Origin of the sequence: Rhodoferax sp. (assembly GCF_044236835.1) — a bacterium.
GTDB lineage: Bacteria > Pseudomonadota > Gammaproteobacteria > Burkholderiales > Burkholderiaceae_C > Allorhodoferax.
Window position 1 is genome coordinate 130,732 of record NZ_JBIIGC010000005.1, and the last position, 24,250, is coordinate 154,981.

A 24,250-nucleotide genomic window follows, 5' to 3' on the forward strand; every position below is an offset into this window, starting at 1 on the left:
GGCCCGCCGCCAACCCGCTGAAAGGAATTTTTTGTGAACTCGACCGTCGACACCAAACGCATCCAAGCACTGGACAGCGCGCATTTTTTGCATCCATTTACTGATTTCAAGGATCTGAATTCCCGCGGTGCGCGAGTGATCACCAAGGCCCAGGACGTCTATGTGTGGGATTCCGAGGGGAAGAAGATTCTGGACGGCATGAGTGGCCTGTGGTGCGTCAATGTTGGCTACGGCCGCAAAGAACTGGCGGACGCCGCCCACCGCCAAATGCTGGAGCTGCCCTACTACAACAGCTTCTTCCAGACCACCAATGTGCCGGCGGCGCAGCTCGCAGCCCGGCTTGCGTCCCTTGCGCCCAAAGTGGGCGATCGCAGTTTCGACCACGTGTTCTATTCGTCAAGTGGCAGCGAGAGCAACGACTCGAATGTGCGCATGGTGCGCCGCTATTGGGACTTGCTGGGTCAGCCGCAGCGCAAGGTCATCATCGGTCGTGTCAATGGTTACCATGGCAGCACCATGGCTGGTGCTTCACTGGGCGGCATGGGCGGTATGCACGCCCAAGGGGACTTGCCCATTCCGAACATCACCCATATCGAGCAGCCATACTATTTTGAGAAGCGTTTGCCTGGCGAGAGCGAGTCTGATTTCGGGGTGCGCGCTGCCGGCTGGCTGGAAGCAAAAATTCTTGAGATGGGCGCGGACAAGGTTGCGGCCTTCATCGCCGAACCGGTGCAGGGGGCAGGCGGCGTGATCATCCCGCCCGACACCTACTGGCCCGAAATCCAGCGCATCGTCGACAAGTACGGCATCTTGTTGATCAGCGACGAGGTGATTTGCGCTTTTGGCCGCCTGGGCCACTGGTTCGCGTACGAGAAGTTTGGCTACAAGCCCGACCTGATCACATTCGCCAAAGCAGTGACCAGCGGCTACATCCCATTAGGTGGTGTGATGGTGGGGAACCGGGTTGCCAAGGTGCTGATCGAGCAGGGGGGAGAGTTCAACCATGGGTACACCTACAGCGGCCACCCAGTGGCCTGCGCCGTGGCGATGGCCAATCTAGACATCATGGAGCGGGAGAATCTGGTTGGACGTGTGCGCGATGACATCGGGCCCTACTTGGCCCGCCGGTTTGAAGAGATCGCCGCCCACCCGCTGGTGGGAAGCACCCAGACCTGCGGCTTCGTTGCCGGCCTGGTTCTGGTGAAAGACAAAGCCAGCGGCGAGCGCTTCGACCCGGACCTGGCGGTGGGCATGATGTGCCGGGCGCACTGTTTTGGCAATGGCCTGATCATGCGGGCGGTGGGCGACCGGATGATCATTGCGCCGCCGCTCACCATGACGCATGCGCAGATCGACGAACTAATCGGGTTGATTCAAAAATGCCTTGACCTGACGCTCGCTGAGACTATTGCAAAAGGCCTGCGCGTCTGATCCCTATAATTATTTCGGCCCATTTGCGTTTGCATGGTTCTTGCTAAACATTTCAATTTTTTGGAGATCTGACGAACATGAAAAAGTACCTTTGGACTTTCGCGCTGTCGGCCATCGTGCTGGCGGCTTGCGGCAAAAAAGAAGAAGCACCCGCTCCGGCACCCGTTGCCAGCGCGCCTGCAGCGCCGGTCAACACCGAGGAAAAGGTTCTCAACATTTACAACTGGCCGGACTATGTTCCTGAGGGCTTGATTGCCGCCTTCGAAAAGGAAACCGGCATCAAGGTCAATTACGACACGTTTGAAACCAACGAAGCGCTCAACGCCAAACTGGTGGCTGGCAATACCGGTTACGACATCGTGGTGCCTGGTACGTCCTTCAGCCCGGCCCAAACCGAAGCTGGCTTTTTCCAACCGCTGGACAAATCCAAGCTCAAGAACTATGCCAACTTGGACCCCGCCATCATGATGGGCCTAGTCAAGGCCGATCCGGGTAACGCGCATTTGGTGCCTTGGGCCTGGGGTTTCACCACCGTGGGTATTAACCGCACCAAAGTGGAGAAGGCACTTGGCAAGATGCCGATGCCTGAGAACGCTTGGGACTTGGTCTTCAAGCCCGAGTACACATCCAAGCTGAAGTCCTGCGGCATCGCCTACCTGGATTCGCCCACCGAGATCATCCCGCCGGCACTGCACTACATCGGCAAGGACGCCTACTCCAACGAGCCGGCTGACCACAAGGCTGCGGCCGAGATGCTGGCCAAAGTGCGCAAAGACGTTCGCATTTTCAGCTCCACCATGATCGACGACATTGCGGGCGGCAAGGCCTGCGCGGTGGTCGGCTGGTCCGGTGACATCAACATTGCGGCTGGACGTGCCAAAGAGAATGGCTCCAAGGACGTCATTGAGGCGCTGTTGCCCTCCACAGGCGCGCTGGTTTTCTATGACACCATGGCGATCACCAAGGATGCTAAGCACCCCAACAACGCCCACGCCTTCATCGACTTTTACTTGCGTGCTGAAAGCGGCGCACAGGTGTCTGATGAGTTGAGCTATCCCACAGGAAACGCTGCTGCGTTGGCCAAAATGAAGCCCGAAGTGGCTGCCAACAAGACCATCTTTGTGGACGCTGAGTTCGCCAAGAAGTTGGTTGCGCCGGGCAAATTCACCAACGAGGGCAGAGAGTCCATCTCCAACGCATACAACGCGTTCAAGAAGGGTAAGTAAACCGCTTCTGATCTAAGTCCAAGGGCTGTTTGTACATTTGTATGAGCAGCCCTTTTTTGTACCCGCTTGTGTGGCATTGAGGGTGTATCTCACCCCCTGGATGGAAGGAAACTGGCATGTCTGATGCGAACGCGGCCGACTACTTGGTCACCCAGAAACTGGTCAAACGCTTTGACGAGGCCGTGGCAGTCGATGAGGTTTCGCTGTCCATAGGCAAGGGCGAGATTTTTGCGTTGCTGGGCAGCTCGGGATGTGGCAAATCGACGCTGCTGCGCATGCTCGCAGGCTTTGAATCGCCCACGTCAGGACGCATTTTGCTCGGTGGTCAAGACGTGGCGAAGTTTCCGCCATACGAGCGACCCATGAACATGATGTTCCAGTCGTATGCCTTGTTTCCGCACCTGGACATTTGGGAAAACATCGCCTTTGGCCTCAAGCGCGAAGGCCTGCCGCGCGACGAAATCAAACAGCGTGTTGGCGAGATGCTGGACTTGGTGCAACTGGGCCCATACGCCAAACGCAAGCCGCACCAGCTTTCTGGTGGACAGCAGCAACGGGTCGCTTTGGCACGCAGCTTGGCCAAGCGACCCAAGCTTTTGTTGCTCGATGAACCTTTGGGCGCGCTGGACAAAAAGTTGCGCGAACAAACCCAGTTTGAACTAGTCAACATCATTGAGAAGGTGGGTGTCACCTGCGTAATGGTGACCCACGACCAGGAAGAGGCCATGACCATGGCCAACCGCATCGCCATCATGAGCAAGGGCCGCGTGCTGCAAGTCGGTTCGCCTGAGGAGGTCTACGAGCACCCCGCCAGCCGGTTTGTGGCCGACTTCATTGGCAACGTCAACCTGATCGAAGGCAAGCTCACAGTGGACGAGCCGGACCACTGTGCCATCACCACCGGCATCGGGGTGATCTCGGTAGGCCACGGCATCAGTGGTGCACTGAACATGCCAGTTGCCGTGGCCATCCGGCCAGAGAAGTTGGAGGTCAGCAAGACCAAGCCCGATGTATCGACCAACCTCTTTACTGGCAAGGTCAAGGAAATCGCCTACTTCGGCTCTTACAACACCTACATCGTGATCGCCAACGATGGAAGTCGCATCAAGATCACCGAGGCTAACACCTCGCGCCACGACCTCAGCGACATCACCTGGGACGATTCCGTGTACTTTTGGTGGGGCGACCGCGCCGCCGTGGTGCTGCGCTCATAAGGGGCCATGCCATGAAACGCATTGTTCTTCGCATGCCCGGACGCAGCTTTGTGATCGGCGTGCCGTTCGTATGGCTGGGGGTCTTCTTTTTTCTGCCGTTCTGTATTCTGCTCTACATCAGCTTTGTGGACATGGGCGCAGACATCCATCCCTTTAAGCCGATATGGGACCCGCAAACCGGGATCCTGAGTCTGAAGTACGAAAACTACTGGTCCATATTCCGTACCGCCGAAGACGCGCCGTGGTTCAAGACCTTGTACGTAGAAGCCTACCTGCGCTCGGTGCTTTACGCACTCTGCACAGCGGTGCTGTGCCTGCTAATTGGATACCCGTTTGCCTACTTCATCGCCCGCTCTGCACCTAGCGTGCGTCCAGCCCTGTTGATGATGGTGATGCTGCCATTCTGGACTTCTTTCCTCTTGAGGGTCTACGCGTGGAAGGGCATCCTGGCCGATCAGGGCATCGTCAATAAACTCTTGATGGCTGTGGGCCTGACGTCCGAGCCGATCCAGATGCTGTACACCAACGTGTCGATGCTGGTCGGTATGACTTATGTCTACCTGCCCTTCATGGTGTTGCCGCTGTACGCGAACTTGGTAAAGATGGACTTTCGCTTACTTGAGGCCGCCTACGACCTGGGCGCTTCGCCGTTCAAGGCGTTTTGGTTGATCACAGTGCCACTGTCCAAAGCTGGCATCGTCGCAGGATTCATGCTGGTATTCATTCCCTGTGTGGGCGAGTTTGTGATCCCGTCCTTGCTGGGCGGCCCAGAGAACATCATGATCGGGCGGGTGGTGTGGGACGAGATGTTTACCAGCAACAACTGGCCACGTGCCAGCGCCTTGGCGGTAACCATGATCGGGTTGATCATCGTCCCCCTGGCCATCTATTACCACTACAGCGGCGAAGCCAGCGCACCGGCCGACAAGAAGAACTAAGGGGCACTCCATGAAAGCATTTCTGGAAAAAAACTTTGGAAAGTTCTGGTTGGCGTTGGTGTTCTTGTTTTTGTACATCCCGCTGTTTTTCATGATCGTGTTCTCGTTCAACAGCACCCGCCAAGACACCAGATTCACCGGTTTTTCGCTGCGGTGGTACGAGGCCTTGGCCAAAGACACCAAGATCGTGGATGGCTTTTTGCTCTCCTTGAAAGTGGCAACCGTTACCGGGGTGTTGTCGGCATTGCTGGGCACTTTTGCCGCGTTTGTTTTGGTACGGTATCGCCGGTTTCTTGGGCGCACCGTCTTTTCCGGCATGGTCAATGCGCCGCTGGTGATGCCTGAGGTGGTGATTGGTCTTTCCTTGCTGCTGCTGATGGTGGGCGTTCAAAACGCCATCGGTTGGCCCGAGCGGGGTTTTATGACCATCGTTTTGGGCCACACCTTGCTTGGCATGGCCTATGGCATGGTGGTGATCCAGTCGCGATTGCTGGAGGTGAACCGCTCGCTTGAAGAAGCGGCCATGGACTTGGGCGCACGGCCCTACCAGGTGTTTTTTCTGGTCACCTTGCCCAACATTTCGCAAGGCATTTTGGCGGCGTTCCTGCTCTCGTTCACCTTGTCCTTCGATGATGTCGTTATCTCAGAGTTTTTGTCTGGCCCGGGCGTAAGCACACTGCCGCAGGTCATCTTCGGCTATGCGCGCCGTGGAATCAACCCCACCATTTATGCGGCAGCCACTTTGCTGATCGTGACAGTCACCATCGTCATCATCGGCTACAGCGTGTGGGTTGCACGCCAGACTCGGCGCCGGGAGCGCGAGATCGCCGCTGCGATCCGGGCCGAAACAGCGCCGGTTTCGATCGCCTGAATCGGCTCATCCCCGAAACACGAAAGCACATCTTTAATGCAAGACCCCACTTTTGACGGCCGCGCACTCATCAACGGACGGCGTGTCGCCGCCGCCAGCGCCCAAGTTTTTGATTGCGTTTCCCCGGTAGACGGTCGTGTGCTTACCCAAGTTGCGCGCTGTGACGCCGCCGATGTAGACCTCGCGGTTGCGGCCGCACGCGCTGCGTTTGAGGACCATCGTTGGAGTGGCATGGCACCCGCGCAGCGCAAGCGTGTGATGGTGCGCTTTGCGGATCTGGTGCAGCAGCATGGCGACGAGCTTGCGCTCACGGAAACGCTTGACATGGGCAAGCCAGTGAAATACGCCCGCGCGGTGGACGTCAACAGTGCGGCCAATTGCCTGCGATGGTATGGCGAGGCGACCGACAAGGTGTACGACGAGATTGCCCCCACGCCGAGGACCGCACTGGCTCTGATCACCCGCGAGCCCGTGGGTGTGGTGGGCGTGATCGTGCCTTGGAATTACCCGATGATCATGGCCGCGTGGAAGATTGCGCCGGCCCTAGCGGCGGGCAACTCCGTGGTGCTCAAGCCCAGCGAGAAGTCGCCGCTGACCGCGCTGCGCCTGGCCGAGTTGGCGCTGGAGGCGGGCATCCCCGAGGGAGTTTTCAATGTGGTGCCAGGCTACGGAGCGGAAGCCGGTTCGCCGCTCGCGCTGCACATGGATGTGGACTGTATTGCGTTCACTGGTTCCACCCGCGTAGGCAAGCAAATCCACGTGATGGCCGGGCAGAGCAACCTCAAGCGTGCGTGGACTGAACTGGGCGGCAAGTCGCCCAACATCGTTTTCGCCGACTGCCCCAACCTCGATCGCGCAGTGCAAGCGGCGGTTGGCAGCATCTTTTTTAACCAGGGCGAGAGTTGTAATGCGCCTTCGCGCTTGTTTGTCGAGGCCAGCATCAAGGAGCGTTTTCTGGAGAAGGCTCTGGCCTTGGTGCCCGCCTACGCGCCAGCCAACCCGACCCATGCAGACACGGTGATGGGCGCCTTGGTAGACCAGGTGCAGATGAACACGGTGCTGGGCTACATCGCCAGCGGCAAAGCCGAAGGTGCCAAGCTACTGGCCGGTGGTGGACAGGCCTTGGCAGAGACCGGTGGTTGCTATGTGGAGCCCACCATTTTCGACGGCGTGAAACCCGAGATGACCATCGCCCGCGAAGAGATCTTTGGGCCGGTGCTGTCAGTTCTGTCGTTCACCGACACCGCCGATGTGGTGCGCCAAGCCAACGCCAGCGTGTACGGCCTGCAAGCCGGTGTCTGGACTGCCGACCTCAACAAAGCCCACGGCGTGGCGCGCGCGCTGCGCGCCGGTACGGTGCATGTCAACCAGTACGACGAGGACGACATCACCGTTCCATTCGGCGGCTACAAGCAAAGTGGCGTGGGCCGCGACAAGTCGCTGCATGCCTTTGACAAGTACACCGAAACCAAAACCACCTGGATTCGCATCGACTCGCCGGTTTGATTGCGAGACTTTTTACTCAAGAGACCACTATGAATGCTGTTTTGAAGCCCACCAGCCCACCCACTCACATCGGCTCCGGAACCAATGCCGAATGGCACGCCCGCCGCCAGGCTGCCACGCCACGTGGTGTAGCGGTGATGGGTGATTTTTTCATTGACCGCGCCAAGAACGCAGAGTTTTGGGATATCGAGGGCCGCCGCTTTATCGACTTTGCCGGTGGCATCGCGGTGCTCAACACCGGCCATGTGCATCCGAAAGTCCAGGCCGCAATCGCAGCCCAGTTGCAGCGCTTTACCCACAGCTGCTACCAAGTGGTGCCCTATGCCGAGTACGTGTCCTTGGCCGAGCGGATCAACGCAATTGCTCCGATCAGTGGACCAGTCAAGTCGGCGTTCTTCTCAACGGGCGCTGAGGCTGTAGAAAATGCGATCAAGATCGCGCGCGCCCACACCAAGCGCAGCGGGGTAATTGCTTTCGGTGGTGCTTTCCATGGGCGCAGCATGTTTGCGGTGGCGCTGACCGGCAAGGTGCAGCCTTACAAGGCTGGTTTTGGACCCTTTGCTCCCGAGATTTACCACGCCCCTTTTCCCTGCCACTGCGCCAGCTTGGAGGAAACCCAGCGCGCGATCGAGCAGCTCTTCAAGTGCGATATCGAACCCAGCCGCGTGGCGGCCATCATTTTCGAGCCGGTGCAAGGTGAGGGCGGCTTCAACCCGATCCAGCAAGCGGCCGTCACGTGGCTGCGCGCGTTGTGCGACCAGCACGGCATCTTGATGATTGCTGATGAAGTGCAAACTGGCTTCGCCCGCACCGGCAAGATGTTTGCGATGGAGCACTACGGTGTGTCCCCCGACATCATGACCATGGCCAAGAGCATGGCGGGTGGCACCACACTGTCGGCCGTGGTGGGTCGCTCCGAAGTGATGGACGCTCCCAACCCGGGTGGACTTGGCGGCACCTATGCCGGCAACCCGCTGGCAGTCGCCGCCGCCCATGCGGTGTTGGATGTGATGGCCGAGGAAAAGCTGCCCGAGCGTGCCAACCTGCTGGGCGAGCGTTTGTTGGGTCGGCTACACGCGGCCCGAGCCAAGAACGCGCGCATCGGCGACATCCGTGGTCTGGGCGCCATGGTGGCATGCGATTTCGTTCACCCCGAAACCGGAGCACCCGATGCCGACCTCGCCAAGCGGGTGCAGCAAGCGGCCTTGAAGCAGGGCTTGTTGTTGCTGACCTGTGGTGTGTATGGCAATGTGGTTCGCTTTCTGTTCCCGCTCACCATCGAAGACATTGTTTTCGAAGAGGCCATGGGCATCCTCGACACCGTTCTGGCCTAACCCGAGTTCGACCCTAAAGCGCTGCCAATGACGCATTACGACGCCAAAATCCAAGCGCTCACATCCCAGGGCATTCACTCCATCCTGACCCAGTTTTGCGACATCCACGGGGTCGCCAAAGGCAAGTTGGTGCCACTGCACAACCTCAAGGAATGGGTGGAGCAGGGGGCTGGCTTTGCAGGCCCGAGCATCTGGGGGACTGGCCTGCCGCGCCATGGCGCGCGTAGCGAATACTACGGTCGGGTGCAGATGGATTCGCTACGTGCGCTGCCGTTCATGCCTGGGGTGGCCCACGCGGTGTGTGACGGCTTTGCCGGCGGCCAGGCCCTGCAAACCTGCTCGCGCCAAATGCTCAAGACCGTTCTTGCTGGCTTGCAGCAGCGTGGCTGGACTTTGTGGGTGGGTATAGAGCCCGAGTTCTTTTTGATGCGCAAAGGCGCCGATGGCACTTGGCACGTAGCAGACGCTGAAGACCAACTCGACAAGCCCTCGTACGACCTGCGCGCGATCCACCGCAACGCCGGGTTTTTGGAGGACATGCGCAGCACCCTAGTGGCGCTGGGTTTTGATTTGCAGCAAATCGACCATGAAGACGCGTGCGGCCAGTACGAAATCAACTACCGGTTTGACCACGCGCTGGCGGCTGCCGATCGGTACATGCTGTTCAAGTTGGCGGCCCATGCAGTCGCGCAGAAGCACGGTGCTGTCTTCAGTTGCATGCCCAAACCACTGGCTGGCGCACCCGGCAGCGGCTTGCACTTTCACTTGAGCCTGACCGACGCGCAGGGCAAGGCCCTGTTCTCCGATCCGAGTGGCCCGTTGGGGTTGAGCCCCTTGGGGCACCAGTTTGCAGCGGGCCTTTTGCACCATGCAGACGCACTCAGCGCCCTGTGCGCGCCCACGGTGAACAGCTACAAGCGTTTGGCCAGCAGCGACAGCGCGTCGGGAACGACTTGGTCGCCTGTTTGGAAGGCCTATGGCGACAACAACCGGACCTGCCTCGTGCGCACTGTGGCAGGGCGCATGGAGTGGCGTCTGCCGGACCCGTCTTGCAATGTCTACGCAGCCATTGCAGGCACGCTGAGCGCGGGTTTATTGGGGATCGACCGGGCCTTGGTGGCGCCGCAACCCTGTGCAGACGACCTCTACGCGCGGCAGGCCATCGGCGCTGTTATGCCTGCGCGCTTGCCCAAGAGCCTGGACGCTGCCGTCGATGCTTTGGAGCTCGATGCAGCGCTTACGCAGGCGGTGGGCAGCGACTTTTGCACTGAGTTCATTCGTCTCAAGCGCGCTGAATGGGATAGCTACTCCCAGCAGGTGAGCCATTGGGAGCTGCAGCGCTACGCGAACGCTTTTTAAGGCACGGATGGCGTTTCTTGGATGTGCATCGGTGTTTCGCCATGCAAAAAATCATTGTTGCATCGCACCACGAATTTTTCGCAATATGTAATTTGTGTTTTGTATAGAGAAACGATGGCCGTAAGTCATTGATTTTAATAAGAAAACTTTTAGTCTTATATAAGACATAAGATTGCGATAGGTCTTCTATAAGACTTAGAATTCACTCCGCGGCACCGTACTTGCTTGGCAAGCCGACGCCAACGTTCAACCAACCTAGGAGTGCTCTTATGCCGAAATCACTGACCGAACAACTCAGCCGCGAACAACAAATCGCTGCGCTCGAGAAAGACTGGGCCACCAACCCCCGCTGGAAGGGCATCAAGCGCGGCTACACCGCAGCGGACATCGTGCGTCTGCGCGGCTCCTTCCAGGTCGAACACACCTTGGCCCGCCGTGGTGCCGAGAAGCTGTGGGACCTAGTGAACAACGAACCTTACGTCAATTGCCTGGGCGCACTCACGGGTGGCCAAGCCATGCAACAGGTCAAGGCGGGCGTGAAGGCCATTTACCTGTCGGGCTGGCAAGTTGCAGCCGACAACAACGGCTATTCCGCCATGTATCCCGACCAGTCGCTGTATCCGGTGGACTCGGTGCCCAAGGTGGTGGAGCGCATCAACAACGCTTTCACCCGCGCCGACGAGATCCAGTGGTCCAAGGGCGTTGGCCTAGGCGACAAGGGCTACATCGACTACCACGCGCCCATCGTTGCAGACGCAGAGGCTGGCTTCGGTGGCGTGCTCAACGCCTACGAGCTGATGAAGGCCATGATTCGCGCTGGCGCCGGCGGCGTGCACTTTGAAGATCAGCTCGCCTCGGTCAAGAAGTGCGGCCACATGGGCGGCAAGGTCCTGGTGCCCACCACCGAGGCTTGCCAAAAGTTGATCGCTGCCCGCATGGCAGCGGACGTGTATGGCGTGCCCACCTTGGTGATCGCTCGTACCGACGCGGAGGCGGCTGACCTGTTGACCAGCGACTACGATGCCAACGACAAGCCTTTCCTCACCGGTGAGCGCACCGCCGAAGGTTTTTACAAGACCAAGAAGGGCCTAGACCAAGCCATTTCCCGTGCCGTGGCCTATGCGGAGTACGCCGATTTGGTGTGGTGCGAAACCGGCACGCCCGACCTGGTGTTTGCCAAGAAGTTTGCCGACGCGGTGCACGCCAAGCACCCAGGCAAACTGCTCGCCTACAACTGCTCGCCGTCTTTCAACTGGAAGAAGAACCTGGACGACGCCACCATTGCCAAGTTCCAAAAGGAACTGGGCGCCATGGGCTACAAGTACCAGTTCATCACCTTGGCTGGCATCCACAACATGTGGTACCACATGTTCGACTTGGCGCAAGACTATGTTGCGCGCGGGATGTCGGCTTACGTAGACAAGGTTCAAGAACCCGAGTTTGCTGCGCGCGAGCGCGGTTACACCTTCGTGTCGCACCAGCAAGAAGTGGGCACGGGTTACTTCGACGAAGTGACCACGGTGATCCAAGGCGGCAAGTCCAGCGTGACCGCGCTGACTGGTTCCACCGAAGAAGAACAGTTCCACTAAGCGCAGCTTCGACGCGGCAAGGGCTGGCCCGCGCAAGCGACGCCAGCCCTTTTGTTTTGGATGGGCCCCGCAGCGCTGGGGTTAAAATCGCACATCCCTGAACTCACAAGAGCGAGAAAGGCAGTCTGGTTATGACACCGCGAACTCCGTCCTGCAAAGCAATGCACCTTTGAGGCCGCGGTCCGCGCGGCCCCGGTGCCCGCCCCACAGACAGACAGACAGACGAGCGCGGACACCCCGCGCTTTTCTTTTGCCCAAACTACCCTTGCACGCAAATGATTCAAATTACATTACCCGATGGCTCACAACGTGAGTTTTCCGTCCCAGTCACGGTAGGCGAGGTCGCTGCATCCATTGGTGCCGGCCTTGCCAAGGCGGCGCTTGCCGGCAAGGTCGATGGAAAACTGGTCGACGCCAGCTTTGTGATTGCCGCAAACAGCTCGCTGTCCATCGTCACCAGCAAAGATGCAGAGGCGCTGGATCTCATCCGCCATTCAACCGCGCATTTGCTGGCCTATGCCGTGAAAGATCTCTTTCCAGACGCGCAGGTGACCATCGGCCCGGTCATCGAGCACGGATTTTTCTACGACTTTTCCTACAAGCGGCCATTCACACCAGACGACCTGCTTGCCATCGAAAAGAAGATGGTTGAACTTGCCAGCAAAGACGAAGCGGTCGTACGCCGGGTGCTGCCGCGCGACGAGGCGGTGGCGTATTTCAAAGGCCTGGGTGAACATTACAAGGCGGAAATCATTGCCAGCATTCCCAGCGACGAAGATGTGTCGCTGTACCGCGAAGGCAAGTTCGAAGACCTGTGCCGCGGCCCGCATGTGCCCAGCACCGGCAAGCTCAAACACTTCAAGCTGATGAAGGTCGCAGGCGCGTACTGGCGCGGTGACCATAAGAACGAGATGCTCCAACGCATCTACGGCACCGCCTGGGCCACCAAAGAGGACCTGCACCAGCACCTCACGATGATCGAAGAGGCGGAAAAGCGCGACCACCGCAAACTCGGACGCGAACTGGACCTGTTCCACATCGACGACCACGCGCCTGGGCTGGTGTTCTGGCATCCCAAGGGCTGGACGCTGTGGCAGTCGGTCGAGCAGTACATGCGCCGTGTCTACCAGGACAACGGCTACCAAGAAGTCAAAGGCCCGCAAATTATCGACAAGAGCCTGTGGGAGAAAACCGGGCACTGGGACAAGTACCGCGAAAACATGTTCGTTACCGAGTCGGAGAAACGCGAGTACGCGCTCAAACCGATGAACTGCCCCGGCCACATATTGATCTTCAAGCAGGGCATCAAGAGCTACCGCGACTTGCCGTTGCGCTACGGTGAGTTCGGCAACTGCCACCGCAACGAGCCCTCGGGCGGCCTGCACGGCATCATGCGGGTGCGCGGTTTCACCCAAGATGACGGCCACATTTTTTGCACCGAGGAGCAGATCCTGGACGAGTGCGTCACCTACACCGCGTTGCTGCAACGGGTCTACACCGACTTTGGTTTCAAGAACATCATCTACAAAGTGGCAACGCGGCCAGCTCAACGCATCGGATCCGACGCCATTTGGGACAAGGCCGAAGCGGCGCTGATCGAAAGCCTCAAGGCGTCGGGCTGCGCGTACGAGATTTCTGCGGGCGAGGGCGCGTTTTACGGGCCCAAGATCGAGTACACCCTGAAGGACGCCATCGGGCGCCAATGGCAGTGCGGCACCATCCAGGTCGATTTCTCCATGCCCGAGCGACTCGATGCCGAATATGTAGGCGAGGACGGCGCCCGGCACCGCCCGGTCATGCTGCACCGTGCGATTGTTGGCAGCCTGGAGCGGTTCATTGGCATCTTGATCGAAGAGAGTGCGGGCGCGCTGCCGGCGTGGCTTGCGCCCGTGCAGGTTGCTGTGTTGAACATCACCGACGCACAGGCCCAATACGCCGGGAACGTGGCCAAAACGCTGCAAAATCAAGGGCTTAGGGTCGATTTAGACCTCCGCAACGAGAAAATTACCTATAAAATCCGCGAGCATTCGATGCAAAAGCTGCCGTATCTGCTGGTCGTGGGTGACAAAGAGATGGCAGCAGGTACTGTCGCAGTGCGTGCCCGGGGTGGACAAGATCTCGGCGCGATGTCCCTTGATGCCTTTGTGCACAAAATCTTGGCGGACATTGCAAACAAATCGGTCGTCTGAGGTATTTCCAAAGAACGTCTTTTGTGCGCGCGCAAGTTGCAGCAACCGCCATGGTTTTGTGGCAACACTAGAAAAGGATTGAGCCATCGCTACTGAATTTCGTGACCGCCGTCAGCGTGAAGAGCGCAAGCACCGCCTTAACCGTGAAATCATGGCCCCCGAGGTTCGCCTCACCGGCCCCGATAACGAGCCCCTCGGTGTCGTCAGCCTGATGGAAGCCCTGCGTCAGGCAGGTGAACTCGATGTTGATCTGGTTGAAATCTCTGCCACGGCGAACCCGCCGGTCTGTCGCTTGATGGACTATGGCAAGTTCAAGTACCAAGAGCAAAAAAAGGCAGCTGAGGCCAAGGCCAAGCAGACGGTCATCGAAATCAAGGAAATCAAGTTCCGCCCCGGCACCGACGACGGTGACTACAACATCAAGATGCGCAACATAAAGCGCTTTCTTGCCGATGGCGACAAGTGCAAGATCACTTTGCGCTTTCGAGGTCGTGAAATCACGCACCAGGACATTGGTTTGGCGATGTTGCAGCGTATGCGTGACGAATTGGGTGACCTAATTGTGGTGGAGCAGTTCCCGAAGTTGGAAGGCCGCCAGATGGTGATGATGATTGCGCCAGGCCGGAAAAAGCCGGCCGGCGCAGCAAAACCTGCGACAGAGACTGCAAGTTAATGGGTTAAAGCGTTGCCGGTGAGTGCACTGGCAACGCAGATACTGCGGAACCTCACAGTTCCACAGGCTGGCAAGGTGCCGTTAGGTGCCGCCAAAAAGTGGCTCGGGGCCAACAAGGCTGGAAATAGTTTCCAGACGCCTCACGAGCACAAACGAAAAGGAGCATGCATATGCCCAAAATGAAGACCAAAAGCGCGGCGAAGAAACGCTTCCGCGTCCGTCCAGGTGGAACCGTCAAGCGCGGTCAAGCCTTCAAGCGTCACATCCTGACGAAGAAGACCACCAAGAATAAGCGCCACCTTCGCGGCTCAACTGGAGTTCATGAGACCAATATGGGTCACATGGCACAGATGCTGCCCGGCCGTGGTATTTAACTAACGACGAACAAGGAGTAACACAATGCCTCGCGTCAAACGTGGTGTAACGGCTCGCGCCCGCCACAAAAAAGTTCTAGCCCTTGCCAAAGGTTTTCGCGGCCGCCGCGGTAATGTTTTCCGTATCGCTAAAGAAGCGGTAATGAAGGCAGGGCAGTATGCCTACCGCGACCGCCGTACCAAGAAGCGTGTTTTCCGCCAGTTGTGGATTGCCCGTATCAACGCCGCTGCGCGCCAGTGCGGCATGACGTACAGCCAGTTTGCCAATGGCCTGAAAAAGGCAAACATCGAGATCGACCGCAAGGTGTTGTCCGATATCGCTATCCACGACATGGCGGCGTTTGCTGGCATCGTGGACCAAGTGAAGGCCAAGTTGGCAGCCTGATCCACGGCCAAGCTCCCTTTTCTGGCGCTTGGTACGTTAGAAACAAGGGCTAGCGCTTGCAAAAGCACTAGCCCTTTTTCGTTGGACCCCATTCAAAAGAACCTATGCAAGAGTTGAACGCCATTGTCGAGTCCGCCCAAGCCGCATTTGCGCAGGCCCATACCCCCCCCGAGCTAGAGAACGCCAAAGCGCAGTTCTTGGGCAAAGCAGGGCGCATCACCGAACTGATGAAAGGCATGGCCTCCTTGAGCGTGGACGAGAAAAAGTCCTATGGCGCAGCCATCAACGTAGCTAAGCAAGCCATTGAGGATGCGCTCAACGCACGGCGCAAGGCCTTGGCAGACGCTGAATTGCAAGCCCAGTTGCGGGCCGAGGCGCTGGACGTGACCCTGCCAGGACGCCAGCGCGGCCAAGGTGGGCTGCACCCGGTATCGCTGACATTGGAGCGGATCGAGGCGATCTTCGGGTCGATGGGTTTTGATGTGGCCCAGGGACCTGAGATCGAGTCGGACTGGTTCAATTTCACCGCACTTAACACGCCTGAAGACCACCCTGCGCGGTCGATGCACGACACGTTTTATGTGGAAGGTGGTTCGCCCAGTGCGCCCAATTTGCTGCGCACCCACACCAGCCCCATGCAGATTCGCCACGCAGTACAGCATGTCAAGCGCTACCGCAAAGCGGCAGCCACCGGCCCAGGCGATCTCTTCAGCGGTGACATGCCGGAAATTCGCGTGATCGCGCCCGGACGCACCTACCGCGTCGACAGCGACGCCACGCATTCGCCGATGTTCCACCAGTGCGAGGGCCTGTGGGTGGGCGAAAACGTCAGCTTCAAGGACCTGAAGTTTGTTTTCACCGATTTTTGCCGTACCTTTTTTGAAAGCGAGGATTTGGTACTGCGCTTTCGTCCGAGCTTTTTCCCATTCACCGAGCCCAGCGCCGAGATAGATATCCAATTCCAAAGCGGTCCGTTGGCAGGCCGCTGGTTGGAAGTTGCCGGCTCCGGTCAGGTGCACCCCAACGTGATTCGCAACATGGGGCTCGATCCGGAAAAGTACATTGGCTTTGCGTTCGGCATGGGACCCGACCGGCTGACGATGCTGCGTTACGGCGTCAATGACTTGCGCCTGTTTTTTGACGGTGATCTGCGTTTCCTGTCGCAGTTCCAGTAAGGCGCTGCACTGACCGCGAACCAACCGACACACACTGACCATGCAATTTCCTGAATCCTGGCTGCGCGCCTTTTGCAATCCGCCACTGACCACCCAAGAGGTGGCCGACACCCTGACCATGGCCGGTCTGGAGGTCGAGGAGCTCAAGCCGGTGGCACCGGCTTTTTCGCACGTCGTCGTAGGTGAAATCCTCACTGCGGTACAGCACCCCAATGCGGACCGCCTGCGCGTATGCACGGTCGATGTCGGGCAAGTGGAGCCGCTCAACATTGTTTGTGGTGCGCCCAATGCACGCGCTGGTTTGCGGGTTGCCTGCGCGTTGGTGGGGGCTGAATTGCCGCCTGGCGATGACGGCCAGCCTTTTCTGATTCGCCTGGGAAAGCTGCGTGGTGTTGAGAGCCAGGGCATGCTGTGCTCGGCGAGCGAACTCAAGCTGTCGCAAGACCACGCTGGCCTGTTGGAGCTGCCGCAGGATGCGCCGCTGGGCCAGAACCTTCGTGAAGTCCTGCAGCTCGACGACACCTTGTTTACCCTGAAACTGACGCCCAATCTGGCGCATTGCCTGAGCGTGTTTGGTGTCGCGCGTGAGCTCTCGGCATTGACTGGCGCGCCTTTGTGTGCGCCCGAGTTTCCAAGCGCTCGGGTGGGCAACCAGGACACGGTCCGCGTGACCATTGAAGCACCTGATTTGTGCGGCCGTTTTTCAGGCCGGGTGGTGCGCCATCTCAATGCCGCGGCCAAGACTCCGCAGTGGATGGTGGACCGTTTGGCGCGGTGCGGGCAGCGCAGCGTGAATGCTCTGGTGGACATCTCCAACTACGTCATGTTCGAGCTGGGCCGCCCCAGCCACATCTTCGACCTCGACAAGCTCCAAGGTGGGCTGCAGGTGCGGTGGGGCAGAGCGGGTGAGCAGCTCAAGCTGCTCAACGGCAGCACGGTCACCGTCGATGGCAGCGTGGGAGTGATCGCCGACGAGGCGCAATTGGAGTCCTTGGCGGGCATCATGGGCGGAGACGCCACCGCTGTGTCTGATACCACACAGCATGTGTACCTCGAAGCCGCGTTTTGGTGGCCCACATCGGTGGCGGGGCGTTCGCGACGGTTCAATTTTTCTACCGATGCGGGACACCGGTTTGAGCGCGGCGTTGACCCCAGCACCACGGCAGAGCATATCGAGCACATCACTCAACTGATTTTGGAGATCTGTGGCACTGCGGACAGCACCTGCGGCCCCATCGACGACCAAAAGGTCCGCATGCCGACGCCTATGCCCGTCACCTTGCGGGTGGCACGCGCTGCCAAAGTCATCGGCATGCCCCTGACCCAGGAGCAATGCGCCGGCGCGCTCGAGCGATTTGGGTTGCCGATAACGCAGCGTGAGGGCGCAATCACGGTCCTGCCGCCGCCTCACCGTTTCGATTTGCAGATTGAAGAAGACCTGATTGAAGAGGTGGCGCGCATGGTGGGCTACAACCAGCTGCCGCACACGCCACCGATTGCACCGATCACGGCCCGGCTCCGGGCCGAGGCGCAGCGCAGCCCCTACGCGGTGCGGCGCAGCTTGGCGGCCATGGGCTACCAAGAAACCATCAACTTCAGCTTCGTAGATGCGCGCTGGGAGCATGAACTCGCGGGCAACCCCAACCCAATCCAACTGCTTAACCCGATTGCAAGCCAAATGGGGGTGATGCGCTCGTCGCTGCTGGGCTCTTTGCTGCAGGTGCAGAAGTTCAACCAAGCACGCAAGGTCGCGCGGGTGCGGGTGTTTGAGTTGGGGCGTGTGTTTCTGCGCGATGCCAGCGTTGAGAACACAGATACCACGGTGCAAGGCTTTGACCAACCCATGCGCATCGCCGGCCTGGCCTGTGGCAGCTCAGACACTTTGCAGTGGGGCCGCAAGGACCAAGACCTTGACCTCTTCGACGTCAAGGGCGATGTGGAGGCGCTGCTCGCACCGCGCAAGGCTGTTTTTTCACCGGGTTCGCACCCCGCCATGCACCCGGGCCGTTGCGCCAGTATTTCGGTGGACGGAAAACATGTGGGCCATGTGGGTGAGTTGCACCCGCAGTGGCGCCAGTCCTATGAGCTGTCGACAGCTTCCGTTGTGTTTGAGTTGGATCTCGATGCCGTGCTGCAGCGTGTGGTGCCGGAGTTCAAACCGGTGGCCAAATTCCAGCCTGTGCAGCGCGATATCGCGATGGTCGTGGGTGATACGGTCACGCACGCGGAACTGATGGCCGCGGTGTGGGCTGCGCCCAGCCAAGGCCTGTTGCGCGACGCGCAGCTGTTCGACGTGTACCGCCCCAAAGTTGGCAAGGACGCAACACCCGAGCAGGGTTCGCCCAACCGCAGTCTGGCGATGCGTCTTACACTGGGCAGCGACACTGCCACCTTGACCGACGAACAGATTGAAGCTGCAGTTACAGCGGTTATGGCGCAGTTGACCAGCTCACTGGGCGCCCGCCAGCGCAGCTAATCCGCGCAGCGATTTGTACAGAGAACACTATGGAAATTTCTGTCGAAAGTTTGGAAACGCCGGCACTGACGAAGGCCCGGCTCGCAGACCTGCTGTTTGAGCAAATTGGTCTGAACAAAAGAGAGTCCAAGGACATGGTCGATGCGTTTTTTGACCTCATCGCAGATAGCCTCGTCAACGGCACCGACGTGAAGATTTCGAGCTTTGGAAACTTTCAAATTCGCAGCAAAGCCCCAAGGCCAGGACGCAACCCCCGCACCGGTGAGGCGATCCCCATTGAGTCGCGGCGCGTGGTGACCTTCCACGCCAGCCACAAGCTCAAAGAACTCATCCAGGACGAGCGCTCAGTTCAATAGCGCAGATGAGCCTAGACCCGTGCCCGTTAGTCAGTTTCGTTGCTCGCACCTTTGCCGCGCCAGCGAACTTAGAGTAACCTCGTCGGTTTCTCTGCTGCCTCACTGACCCACATGGAGAACTCACTGCCCGCCATTCCGGCCAAGCGCTACTTCACCATCGGAGAAGTGGGTGACTTGTGCGGCGTCAAGCCCCATGTGCTGCGCTACTGGGAGCAAGAGTTCACCCAGCTTCGTCCTATGAAGCGACGTGGTAACCGCCGCTACTACCAGCACCATGAAGTGCTGATGATTCGCCGCATTCGCGATCTTCTGTACGACCAGGGTTTCACGATCAGCGGCGCACGTAACAAGATGCAAGAGCTGATGCAAACCGAGCGCGACAAGCGGCGCAACGGAGAGGTCATGCTCGAGGGGGTTGATGTGATCGAAGTCGACGGCGAGACCCTGGAGGACTTCGCAAACAGCGCGGCGTTTGATGTGACTCCCGAGCACCCGGAACAGTCAGCGCAACTGCGCCGCGAGCTCTTGGAAATACGCGACTTGCTTTCCCTAGACGACCATTTTCACCCTCTAGATGAAGCTATAATCCCGGGCTGATTCGGTGTGTGGCGCAGCCTGGTAGCGCACTTGCATGGGGTGCAAGGGGTCGAAGGTTCGAATCCTTTCACACCGACCAAATGAAACAAGGACTTAGAGCAGCAATGCTCTAAGTCCTTTCCTATTTGGCCCGGCCGTTGGTCATTTTGCCCCCAACTCCGCGGTTGCCGTCGACCGTACCAACGGTGGCGATATCGCGCAGCTGCGGCAGCCGCAAACTGTCGAGGCGTAGACCGCCACACCGGCTACCTCCACCTCGGTCCAGTTTGCCAAGGCCATCCTCACGAGGCCAGCACCGACCCGTCTTTGGCGCGGTCGCGGGCCAAGGCTTCGGCCTCGCTCTTGCGGCGGAAGAACACCGTGGCGATGCTGGCGGTGATGACGATGAACAGCGAGTACAGCACCGGGATCAGCAACACCTGTTGTTGCTGTTCGCCGCTGAAGGTGAGGGTAACAATCAGCACGCCCAGCGGGCCGTTTTGAATGCCAGTTTCAAGTGCGATGGTGCGAGAGCGCCTGGGGTCTTGCCGCACGAACCGGGCGAATAGGTAACCCACTGCAAAACCGAACACGCCCAGACCAATGGCGCCAAAGTACACGGGCCAAGGCGTGGTGAGCAGCAGCGGCCAGTTACGCGGTACCCAGGACACGACGAGAAACAGAATGACGACCACCCCAAGTACGCCGCCGACCAGCTCCAGCGTGGCGCCCAGATTGGGGTTGACTTTTCTGAGCACCATGCCGATGGCGGTGGGTACCAACAACACAAATAGCACTTGCGCCACATTTTCTGGGGGGATCTTCCAGTCGCCGTCGATGCCCATACTGAATACGCCAAGCGTCAATGGCACCATGATCACCGCCAACAAGGTCGACACGATAGTCATCAGCAGCGACAGCGACAGCACGCCTTTGCTGAAGTAGTTGAAGATATTGCTGGTGGTCCCACCGGGCAGGCAGGCCATGAGAATCAGGCTCACGGCATAGGCGTACCACTTGGTGTCTTCGGGGCTTGCGTGGGGCAACAGCACCAAGTGGGCGATGGTGAAACCTACGATGGGTGTCAAGAGGTAAGTGGTGACGATGCCAATTCCGATGCCCACGGGTTTTCGCAGGGCAATCAAAAAATCCTTCACGGTCAATGACGCGCCCATGCCCAGCATGATGACGATCATCATGATGCCCAGCAGCTTGGTTTCGGTTTCTGAAATCATTTGATGCTTCTCTATTTGGTTCGACGGATAGCGATCAGCCGCGGCTCATCTCTTCGGCCACGGCCTTGCGCAGGTCCTTGCGCAGCACCTTGCCAATGGGGCTCTTGGGCAGTTCGTCACGCACCACCACCAGCTTGGGCACCTTGTAGGCGGCCAGGTGCTGCTTGCAGTGGGCAATGACGTCTGCCGGCGTCAGCTCCTTGGCATGATCCGGGTTCTGCACCACATAGGCCCGAACAGCCTCGCCGGTCTTGGCGTCGGGCACGCCGATCACCGCCACTTCCAGCACATGGTCCATGTCGGCGATCACATCCTCCACCTCGTTGGGGTACACGTTGAAGCCGGAGACCAACACCATGTCCTTTTTTCGGTCCACGATGCGCATGAAACCGGCGTCGTCCATCACCGCCACGTCGCCAGTGGCAAACCAATCGCCCTGCATCACCTTAGCGGTTTCTTCTTCAGCGTTCCAGTAGCCCCCCATGACCTGAGGGCCACGCACCCAGATTTCACCTGGTGCACCGGTGGCGACGTCCTCTCCGTCGTCGCCCACCAAGCGCACATCGGTGCCCGGTGCAGGAATGCCGATACTGCCATCGCGCGGCGTGCCTGTCAGCGGGTTGAAACTCACCACCGGTGAGGTTTCGGTCAGGCCGTAGCCTTCTGCAATTGGCGTTTTGGTGAGTTCTCGCCAGCGTTGCGCGACCGCAGAGTGCAGTGCGGTGCCGCCGGAAATTGAAGCCTTGAGTGTCTTGGGAGGAAAGGCCACGAACCATTCTTCGTTGAGCAGGCCGTTGTACAGCGTGTTGACGCCCGTCATCCAGGTGACCGGATAGTTCTCCATGGCACGTTGCAGGTTTTGCACCGGTCGGGGGCTGGGTATGAGCACGTTGTGCCCGCCCACCGCCAAGAAACCCAGCAGGTTCGCGGTGAAGGCGAAGATATGGTAGAGCGGCAGGGCGGTGAGCACACATTCCTGTCCCGGTGCAATGTGGCTATGGCCCATGGCGCGGGTTTGTTGGATGTTGTCGAGCAAATTACCGTGGGTCAGCATCGCGCCTTTGCTCACGCCTGTTGTGCCACCGGTATATTGCAGCAGCGCCAAATCGTTGCGGCCAACCCCTTCCCAATACGTGCGTGCGGGTGTTTGTGCCAAGGTGGCGCGACCCTGTTCGAGCGCTTCGCGCAAGCGCAGGTGCGGCACCGTCACAGGCGGCAACACCCGGTTCCAAAATCGTTGCACGCCGCGCACGATGGCGCCGGGCACCAGGGGGAAGAACTCTGTCACTGCGGCCAACACCACCTTTTCAATCTTGGTCTTGGCCAGCACGGAGGGCAGCTTGTCGGCGAACATGTCTACCATCACCAGCACCTTGGCGCCGGCATTGTTGAACTGGTGCACCATCTCAGTCTCTGTATACAGGGGGTTGGTGTTGACCAGCACGCAGCCCGCTTTGAACACGCCCAAAGCGACCACCGGATAACCTAGGCTGTTAGGCAGTTGCACTGCGACCCGTTCGCCAGCTTGCAGCCCGACCACCGCACGCAAATAGCCGGCAAACGCGTCCGACAGCGCGTCCACCTCGGCAAAGCTCAAGCGGCCATTCATGCCGTTGGGTACCACGCAACTGAATGCTGCCTTGACCTGGCTCTCGGCTTTCCACTTGTCGCAGCATGCGTGAGCCATTTCGGCGAGGTTGCGGTGCGGCAATGGGTCCAATGTGGGCGCAATGCCGACTTGTTGGTAGTGCTTATGCCAAGGGCGATTGGAGACGTCGGACATGGTGGGTCAAGGTGTAAAAAAAGCGACAGGGGTTTGTGAGCTGGCTTGGGCTGCGCATTTTGCGCGCACCTCACGCACCGACTACCTGCCCTCAACAGGCACAAGGTGTTAGCCGATCGTAGGCGCCAAAGGCTCGATGCTTCGTACCAAGCCGCTTGAGAACTAGCGGGAGCTTTGCACCATCTTCATGGCGCTGGCAATCAAGGTGGACACCTCGGTCATGTTCCCCGGGACGATGAGTGTGGTGGTGGAATCCGCCGCCACTTTGGAGTAAGCCTCGACCGCTTTTTCCGCCACCTTGAGTTGCACTGCCTGCTCTCCACCGGGTTGGCGGATCGCAGTGGCGATGCGCTCAATGGCCGCTGCGGTAGCGTTGGCAACCTCGGTGATGGAGGCCGCTTCACCCTGGGCTTTGTTGATGACCGCCTGCTTCTCACCTTCAGAGCGGGCGATAAAGGCCTCGCGCTCGCCAGTGGCGATATTGATTTGCTCTTGGCGGCGGCCTTCGGACGCTGCAATCAGCGCACGCTTTTCGCGCTCGGCGGTGATCTGCGCTTGCATGGCGTGCAAGATTTCCTTGGGCGGTGTCAGGTCTTTGATTTCGTAGCGCAGCACCTTCACGCCCCAGTTGAGCGCAGCCTCGTCAATGGCGGCCACCACCTGTGCATTGATGATGTCGCGCTCCTCGAAGGTCTTGTCCAGTTCGAGCTTGCCGATGACCGAGCGCAGCGAGGTCTGGGCCAACTGCGAAATGGCGACGATGTAGTTGCTCGAGCCATAGCTGGCCCGCATCGCGTCGGTCACCTGGAAGTACAGTATGCCGTCGACCTGCAACTGGGTGTTGTCCCGGGTGATGCAAACCTGGCTGGCAATGTCCAAGGGAATTTCCTTGAGCACGTGCTTATAGGCAACGCTGTCGATAAAGGGCACCAAAAAGTTGAGACCAGGCGTCAGGGTGCCGTGGTACTTGCCGAGTCGCTCCACCACCCAAGCGTGCTGCTGCGGCACCACTTTGACCGACCTGGTCACAAAAATGACAGCAACCACCAGCAAGATGATTGCGATTTCTAATTGCATAACGTCTCCTCTTTAGATTTTTTCAAGCACCAGGCGGTTGCCCACCAATTCCACCACCCGGTGCGTTCCCGGTGTGGGTGTTGTTCCTTCCCGCATGATTGCGGTCCACTGCGCGCCGCGGTAATGCACGGCGGCAGTGCCATCGGCCTTCCAAGCCTCGACCGACACCGACTCACCGATATCGAGGTTCACGTTGACATTGCGTTGCGCGTTGCCATGCTCGCTTTGCTGGGCCTTGCGCAAACGCCAGGCCACCACTGCGCCACCACCGACAGCGGCGGCCACCACCAGCTGCAAAGCCAAGCCAGCACCGAGGTGGGCAGCAATGGCAGCGGCTGCCATACCCAAGGCAAGCATCAGCAGGTAGAAAGTACCCGACACCATCTCGAGCGCGACTGCCGCACCGGCAGCCAGCCACCACAGGGTTGCGTTCGCCATAGCCGCCTTGTCTTGTGTTGATGACGCGACATTGTGGGCGAAAAC

At 59.1% G+C, this 24,250-nt stretch carries 21 protein-coding genes and 1 tRNA gene; 18 read left to right on the top strand and 4 right to left on the bottom strand.

From position 1 onward, the window contains the following. The first annotated feature begins 33 nt into the window (after positions 1 to 33). The 18 genes from ACILRC_RS05565 to ACILRC_RS05650 all read left to right on the top strand — a co-directional run bounded on the left by ACILRC_RS05565 (position 34) and on the right by ACILRC_RS05650 (position 19,772). Positions 34 to 1,431, top strand: coding sequence for an aspartate aminotransferase family protein (locus ACILRC_RS05565; RefSeq protein ID WP_395668367.1), 1,398 nt, complete (start codon positions 34 to 36; stop codon positions 1,429 to 1,431). Between the two features lie 77 nt (positions 1,432 to 1,508). Next, on the top strand, positions 1,509 to 2,657 hold the full coding sequence (locus ACILRC_RS05570) for an extracellular solute-binding protein (RefSeq protein ID WP_395668368.1): 1,149 nt from the start codon (positions 1,509 to 1,511) through the stop codon (positions 2,655 to 2,657). Between the two features lie 116 nt (positions 2,658 to 2,773). Further along, positions 2,774 to 3,871 (top strand): ABC transporter ATP-binding protein, encoded by a 1,098-nt coding sequence (locus tag ACILRC_RS05575; RefSeq protein WP_395668369.1) that lies wholly within the window; start codon positions 2,774 to 2,776, stop codon positions 3,869 to 3,871. 11 nt (positions 3,872 to 3,882) lie between these two features. Continuing rightward, the gene (locus tag ACILRC_RS05580; RefSeq protein ID WP_395668370.1) at positions 3,883 to 4,809 is read left to right on the top strand and encodes an ABC transporter permease; all 927 of its coding nucleotides are present in this window, start codon (positions 3,883 to 3,885) and stop codon (positions 4,807 to 4,809) included. Between the two features lie 10 nt (positions 4,810 to 4,819). After that, positions 4,820 to 5,680, top strand: a complete 861-nt coding sequence (locus ACILRC_RS05585) for an ABC transporter permease (RefSeq protein WP_395668371.1) — start codon at positions 4,820 to 4,822, stop codon at positions 5,678 to 5,680. 36 nt (positions 5,681 to 5,716) lie between these two features. Continuing rightward, positions 5,717 to 7,186, top strand: a complete 1,470-nt coding sequence (locus ACILRC_RS05590; RefSeq protein ID WP_395668372.1) for an aldehyde dehydrogenase — start codon at positions 5,717 to 5,719, stop codon at positions 7,184 to 7,186. A gap of 29 nt (positions 7,187 to 7,215) precedes the next feature. After that, complete coding sequence (gabT, locus tag ACILRC_RS05595) at positions 7,216 to 8,520, top strand: 4-aminobutyrate--2-oxoglutarate transaminase (RefSeq protein WP_395668373.1); 1,305 nt, start codon at positions 7,216 to 7,218, stop codon at positions 8,518 to 8,520. Between the two features lie 27 nt (positions 8,521 to 8,547). Further along, complete coding sequence (locus ACILRC_RS05600) at positions 8,548 to 9,879, top strand: type III glutamate--ammonia ligase (protein ID WP_395668374.1); 1,332 nt, start codon at positions 8,548 to 8,550, stop codon at positions 9,877 to 9,879. 269 nt (positions 9,880 to 10,148) lie between these two features. Beyond that, positions 10,149 to 11,468: an isocitrate lyase gene (aceA, locus tag ACILRC_RS05605; protein ID WP_395668375.1), complete on the top strand. Its 1,320-nt coding sequence runs from the start codon at positions 10,149 to 10,151 to the stop codon at positions 11,466 to 11,468. Between the two features lie 275 nt (positions 11,469 to 11,743). Further along, the gene (thrS, locus tag ACILRC_RS05610; protein ID WP_395668376.1) at positions 11,744 to 13,657 is read left to right on the top strand and encodes a threonine--tRNA ligase; all 1,914 of its coding nucleotides are present in this window, start codon (positions 11,744 to 11,746) and stop codon (positions 13,655 to 13,657) included. Positions 13,658 to 13,742: 85 nt separating this feature from the next. Next, a complete protein-coding gene (infC, locus tag ACILRC_RS05615; protein ID WP_395668392.1) occupies positions 13,743 to 14,330 on the top strand; it encodes a translation initiation factor IF-3 in 588 nt (195 codons plus the stop codon). Positions 14,331 to 14,500: 170 nt separating this feature from the next. Then, on the top strand, positions 14,501 to 14,704 hold the full coding sequence (gene rpmI, locus ACILRC_RS05620) for a 50S ribosomal protein L35 (protein WP_094481090.1): 204 nt from the start codon (positions 14,501 to 14,503) through the stop codon (positions 14,702 to 14,704). Between the two features lie 25 nt (positions 14,705 to 14,729). Continuing rightward, positions 14,730 to 15,089 (top strand): 50S ribosomal protein L20, encoded by a 360-nt coding sequence (gene rplT, locus ACILRC_RS05625; RefSeq protein WP_293662877.1) that lies wholly within the window; start codon positions 14,730 to 14,732, stop codon positions 15,087 to 15,089. A 104-nt stretch (positions 15,090 to 15,193) separates the two neighbouring features. Beyond that, positions 15,194 to 16,264: a phenylalanine--tRNA ligase subunit alpha gene (gene pheS / locus ACILRC_RS05630; RefSeq protein WP_395668377.1), complete on the top strand. Its 1,071-nt coding sequence runs from the start codon at positions 15,194 to 15,196 to the stop codon at positions 16,262 to 16,264. Between the two features lie 40 nt (positions 16,265 to 16,304). Further along, positions 16,305 to 18,740, top strand: coding sequence for a phenylalanine--tRNA ligase subunit beta (gene pheT, locus ACILRC_RS05635; RefSeq protein ID WP_395668378.1), 2,436 nt, complete (start codon positions 16,305 to 16,307; stop codon positions 18,738 to 18,740). A gap of 29 nt (positions 18,741 to 18,769) precedes the next feature. Beyond that, a complete protein-coding gene (locus tag ACILRC_RS05640; RefSeq protein WP_395668379.1) occupies positions 18,770 to 19,096 on the top strand; it encodes an integration host factor subunit alpha in 327 nt (108 codons plus the stop codon). A 111-nt stretch (positions 19,097 to 19,207) separates the two neighbouring features. Further along, positions 19,208 to 19,693, top strand: coding sequence for a MerR family transcriptional regulator (locus ACILRC_RS05645; RefSeq protein ID WP_395668380.1), 486 nt, complete (start codon positions 19,208 to 19,210; stop codon positions 19,691 to 19,693). Between the two features lie 2 nt (positions 19,694 to 19,695). Beyond that, positions 19,696 to 19,772, top strand: a tRNA-Pro gene (locus ACILRC_RS05650). A gap of 202 nt (positions 19,773 to 19,974) precedes the next feature. Here ACILRC_RS05650 and ACILRC_RS05655 read toward each other — a convergent pair. The 4 genes from ACILRC_RS05655 to ACILRC_RS05670 form a co-directional block, all read right to left on the bottom strand. Next, positions 19,975 to 20,907, bottom strand: coding sequence for a bile acid:sodium symporter family protein (locus tag ACILRC_RS05655; protein WP_395668381.1), 933 nt, complete (start codon positions 20,905 to 20,907; stop codon positions 19,975 to 19,977). Positions 20,908 to 20,941: 34 nt separating this feature from the next. Next, positions 20,942 to 22,690, bottom strand: coding sequence for an AMP-binding protein (locus ACILRC_RS05660; RefSeq protein ID WP_395668382.1), 1,749 nt, complete (start codon positions 22,688 to 22,690; stop codon positions 20,942 to 20,944). A gap of 162 nt (positions 22,691 to 22,852) precedes the next feature. Next, complete coding sequence (locus ACILRC_RS05665) at positions 22,853 to 23,767, bottom strand: SPFH domain-containing protein (protein WP_395668383.1); 915 nt, start codon at positions 23,765 to 23,767, stop codon at positions 22,853 to 22,855. A gap of 12 nt (positions 23,768 to 23,779) precedes the next feature. Next, on the bottom strand, positions 23,780 to 24,205 hold the full coding sequence (locus ACILRC_RS05670; RefSeq protein ID WP_395668384.1) for an NfeD family protein: 426 nt from the start codon (positions 24,203 to 24,205) through the stop codon (positions 23,780 to 23,782). Positions 24,206 to 24,250: the final 45 nt, after the last annotated feature.